Source organism: Macellibacteroides sp. (genome assembly GCF_050251695.1).
In the GTDB taxonomy this organism is placed as follows: Bacteria; Bacteroidota; Bacteroidia; order Bacteroidales; family Tannerellaceae; genus Macellibacteroides; species Macellibacteroides fermentans.
Genome location: NZ_JBFWMI010000057.1, coordinates 18983 through 23894, shown reverse-complemented (window position 1 = coordinate 23894; position 4912 = coordinate 18983). Strand labels below are relative to the sequence as shown.

The 4912-nt window shown below is 43.6% G+C and carries 4 protein-coding genes and 1 pseudogene; 3 read left to right on the top strand and 2 right to left on the bottom strand.

Translation table 11 applies throughout. From position 1 onward, the window contains the following. The 3 genes and pseudogenes from AB7E53_RS09725 to AB7E53_RS09715 all read left to right on the top strand — a co-directional run. Window positions 1-402 (top strand): annotated as a pseudogene (locus AB7E53_RS09725) (F0F1 ATP synthase subunit alpha); the annotation flags it as partial. A gap of 12 nt (window positions 403-414) precedes the next feature. Then, on the top strand, window positions 415-1269 hold the full coding sequence (gene atpG / locus AB7E53_RS09720) for an ATP synthase F1 subunit gamma (protein ID WP_079683670.1): 855 nt from the start codon (window positions 415-417) through the stop codon (window positions 1267-1269). A 522-nt stretch (window positions 1270-1791) separates the two neighbouring features. Beyond that, entirely contained in the window at window positions 1792-2796 is a 1005-nt protein-coding gene (locus AB7E53_RS09715; protein ID WP_446775392.1) for a M20/M25/M40 family metallo-hydrolase, read from the top strand. Between the two features lie 9 nt (window positions 2797-2805). On the opposite strand, the gene AB7E53_RS09710 is transcribed toward AB7E53_RS09715, so the two are convergent. Both AB7E53_RS09710 and AB7E53_RS09705 read right to left on the bottom strand, forming a co-directional pair. Further along, entirely contained in the window at window positions 2806-3477 is a 672-nt protein-coding gene (locus tag AB7E53_RS09710; protein WP_179399113.1) for a hypothetical protein, read from the bottom strand. A 114-nt stretch (window positions 3478-3591) separates the two neighbouring features. Continuing rightward, on the bottom strand, window positions 3592-4912 hold a 1321-nt coding region (locus tag AB7E53_RS09705; RefSeq protein WP_446775390.1), incomplete at its 5' end, for a SusD/RagB family nutrient-binding outer membrane lipoprotein.

Sequence of the window (4912 nt, the reverse complement as noted above, 5' to 3'; positions counted from 1 at the left end):
GGTAATGCCCAGATCAAATCCATGAAGAAGGTGGCCGGTACGTTAAAAATAGATCAGGCACAGTACCGCGAACTGGAATCGTTTACCAAGTTTGGTGGAGATATGGACCAGGTAACAGCTTTAACAATCGATAAAGGACAGAAAAATACCCGTCTTCTTATCCAGCCTCAGTATAATCCGATGCCGGTGGAGTACCAGATTGCCATTCTATTTTGTGGCACAACCGGTTTATTGAAGAATGTACCATTATCTAAAGTACATGCTTTCGAAAAGTCTTTCCTGAATATGCTGGAACAAAAACACCGTACAGACATTCTGGATAAGTTAAAGGAGGGAGTTATAGACGACGATTGCAAGCTTAAACTGAAGGAGATTGCAAAGGATATCGCCTCTTCATATTAAAAAAGGATGTAAATGGCTTCATTAAAAGAGATAAAAAATAGAATAACCTCCGTACAGGGAACCCAGAAGATAACCTCGGCCATGAAGATGGTAGCTTCGGCGAAGCTTCATAAAGGACAGCGGTTAATTGAAAACGCACTTCCCTATCAGCGTAAAATGGAGGAGATGCTTGCGCATGTTCAGTTGGGGGCAAACGATTTTGATTCGCCCTTTTCTGAAGTGCGTGATGTAAAAAAGGTGGCCATCGTGATCTTTTCGTCCAATACCGGACTGTGCGGAACGTTCAATGCCAATGTGATTAAGCAGGCTAAAGAGCTGATTGCCGAATACAAAGGGATGGAAATCCTGATTTATCCTGTGGGAAAGAAAATTGCCAAAGCCCTGGCCAAGGAGGGATACCCACTGCAGGAGATGTCCGACGAATGGGAGCACGAAGTTTCACCCTCCACAACCAACCAGCTGGCCTCGCAGTTGATGGATCTGTTTCTGGAAAGGAACGTAGATAAAGTGGTATTGTTGTATCATCGGTATCATGGTAAATCTACGCAGCTTCTTACCAGCGAGACATTTCTTCCTTTTCATCCGGAAGCGGATGATAGGTGGGCGATTCAAAATGCCAACTTTATCTTTGAGCCCGGATGCGAGGAGTTGCTGACTTCCCTGTATCCCCGCTACCTGAAATATAAGTTGTATGCGGTATATCTGAGTCACAATGTTTCCGAACATAGTGCCCGGATGATAGCGATGCAGACTGCAACCGATAATGCAGATAGCCTGTTAACGGACCTGAATGTCTACTATAACAAAACCCGACAGCAATCCATCACCAACGAATTGCTCGATATCATGGGCGGTTCCGGTAGATAAAAAATAAAGTATTCCTTCCTTTAGTTCTTTCTGTTAAGTTACGTAGTTCTAAGACAGTATTGTTTACTTGTTTTTACTTAAGGGAACTAATCGTTTGTCAGCTGTGTACCTTGCATTCAACATATGTTCAACGCAAGGTACACAGCTGTTCAACGCAAGGTAGACATATGTTAAACGAATAAGTGTCCGTTATGAAAAGATTAGATGATAACGACCAAAAAATAAGGATATACCTGGTTCGGATTAGTTGTTCTATATAAAAGGGCTGTAATTATCGGGTTAGCGTCTACGTGATACCATCTTGGAATGACAGATGACACTTGATGACAGATGATTTTTGGGATCTATCATGCTCTTAACTGTTTGTTGTATAGTGTTTTGTACGCTTAAAATGATAGATGACACTTAAAAGTGAAATTTTTCGTTTACCTTTGTGCCAAATCTCAATAAAGGCCAATGGCTGCAGTTAAGCTGACAACCGTTTATTGGGCACAATAGATAACGCTAAAAAACAATCGAAAGATGAAGAAGATATTATTGCTGGTTTGTTTACTTTCCGGACCATTTTACAGCTTGTTACAAGCGCAGACTCCCGAAGTGAAGGGGTTGAATACCATTAACCAACAGACAGCCGAAGCGCATATCGGTTTTCTGGCGGACGACTTGCTGGAGGGGCGTGAAGCCGGATTCAAAGGCGGTCGCCTAGCCGGAGCTTATATTGTTTCCTGCCTCAAGGCCATGGGCGTTTCTCCGCTTCAGGATTCTTACTATCAATCGTTCGAAGCATATAACAGGGAGCGGCAGAAAAGAGGTCGTTACCAGGTTCACCCCGATTCTATTGCTGTGTTGAAACAGCAAACGCATCAGTGTCTGCAATTAAACAATGTGCTGGCAAAAATTGAAGGAAAGAATCCGGATGAATATGTAATTGTTGGTGCTCATTACGATCACCTGGGAATGGATCCTGCCTTGGCAGGCGATCAGATTTATAATGGTGCCGATGATAATGCGTCTGGTGTGTCGGCCGTTTTGCAGATTGCCCGGGCTTTTCTGGCTACCGGAGTAAAACCGGAACGTACGGTGATCTTTGCATTTTGGGATGGCGAAGAGAAAGGTTTGCTGGGCTCTTCCTATTTCGTTCAGTCCTTTCCTTATATCGACCGGGTGAAGGGTTACCTCAATTTTGACATGATCGGACGAAATAACAACGAGGCTAATCCGGAGCATGTGGTTTATTTCTATACCGAGGCCCATCCTGTGTTCGGCGACTGGCTGAAGCGGGATATCAGCAAATACGGATTAAAGCTTAAACCCAATTACAGACCTTGGGATAAACCGGTTGGCGGCAGCGATAATGCCTCATTTGCAAAGCTGAATATTCCGGTGATCTGGTATCATACGGATGGCCATCCGGACTATCATATGCCCGGCGATCATTCGGATAAGATTAACTGGAGTAAAGTAGTGGACATCACCAAGGCGTCGTTCCTTAATATGTGGAATCTGGCCAACGAAAAGAAGTTTTAATTCGTTGGTTTATTCCAGTGTAACAGCGAAGCCGGCCAGTTTAGCCACATCTTCAGGTACATTGAAATCTACCTTTTCATTTTTGATGAAGTCGGCGAGCTGTGTCTGCTGATTTTCCGGAAAGTGACTCATAAAGGTTTTAAGCGAATTAAACTTTTTGGGCTTGCTTTTCTGTACAAGGTAATAGGTGTTTTTAAGAACAGTAGAGTAAACCTGGTTAGATCCTTCGTTCGAATGTTGTGTGGACAGGTAGCCTGTAAGGTATCCCGGGTTTATATTTTGTACTGTACCCGAATGGGATACTTGTCCGAATGCCCCTTTCTTACCCAGAAAGATCCGCTTCATACTCCAGTCAATCTGTAATTCGCCTTCGGTCAGCGGAACAACTTCCCTGAATTTCTGCTGAAAGGGAACAAATTTCCGGTTTTCGATAAAGATTGTATCTACCTGCTCCAACCCGTCCAGCACCATCAGTTGCTCCTTATCATAGTAAACCATTTCCCGTTTGCTCCCATCGTAATTAAAAGAGGCAGAAGCTTTACTGCCGTTTTTCATTTTAACGGTTGCAGGTTTGAAGGAATCAAACAGATACACCCTGTTACCTGCTTCCTGCGCAAACAACGTTCCGGATATGGGGGCTAATATAAATGCGAAGAGTAAATACAGTATAGATGCTTTCATCGGATCATTTATTAAGTTATCGGAACAAAGATACTAAATGAAATAAGTTTCCTGCATAACAGATAAAAAAAAGGTGCCTGAATATTCAGACACCCTTTATTGATTATTGAACCTTTATTTTTTCATCACCCACCATAACGGAGTTTGCGTATTATTGTCGCCGCCCAGCAATTGGATTGCCTGCTGGTAACTTTCTTTACTGTTCACCTCCATATTAGACGGATAGCGCATACGTTTTGGATAGAATTCCCAACGGCATTCCTTGGCAGTAGCCTTAGTTAGAGGAACTTCATAACTGCTGGGGTTATAGTCTACCTCCACAGCCTGATTTTCGAAGAATGGAAGTCCCAAACGTCTGTGGTCGCTCCATGCTTCCAGTGGTAACCAAGGATGTTGCGCGATAAACTTCTGCGTGATAATCTTTGTAAGATGATCGTTGTTGAACTGTCCGTTTTTGTAAATCGAATTTTTAGGATACGTGTAGGTCGTTGTTTTGTTTTCCTTCGTATATCCATCCACATAGCTTACAGTAAACGGTTGAGCTTCGGCTGTATGGTCGAATGCTACGGAAGTTCCCACTCTGTTGTATGCCTGCGAGGTGAGGTATTGATTCAGGAACTGGGATACACCGTGATACTCGAAGCTTGCAGCAATTCCACTTTCATAGTTTTGCTTGGCTGTGCCAGGTACAGTCCATCCGTATTCGGCTGCTTCGGCAAGCAGGAAGTAGGTTTCCCAAGGACCGAACCATACCCTTTTATTGGTGCTTTGTCTGTACACGTTAGAGATAGCCGGATAGTTCTGAGCAGCTCCGGTAAGTTGTGTTGACAAAGAACTGTATTTATCCCATTTGCCTGCTACCCATGTATTCCATGTCCACTTTGTTGTAAGCGTAATACTGCTGGCATCAATCTGACCGGTTGCCGGATTGGCAAGCTTGGCTTCTGTAGCTAAACCTAGATTCGGGAAGTAAACCTTACCATCATCATATCCGGGAATGTTGTAAAGAACAGTTGCACGTGGATCGATCTTATCAGGTAGTCCGTCGAAGAAATAACCTGCACTCGGATCATTGGTCGATGTAGGTAGATGCTGGTCAAGTCGCATACCCATATAGGTTGTTGCCGGTTTGATTACCGATTTCATATTATCTGGAACCTGAATATCAATTCCACCTAAACCCAGGAAAATGTTATTCAAAGTAGGAGAAATAAGCTGAGCGTTCCATGGGCGGGACATAACTCCGTCCAGATCGGTCCATCCGCCTCTTTCCTGAACCTGGGCAATGTCTGCCTGGGTAAGAATCAGACTTCCTTTTGCTGCATCTTCAAATTCACTTTTTGCCTTAGCCGGATCTACTACGCTTAAACGCATGGCACATCTTAGCCGTAATGAATTTGCATATTTTTGCCATTTTGCCATATCGCCGTTGTAG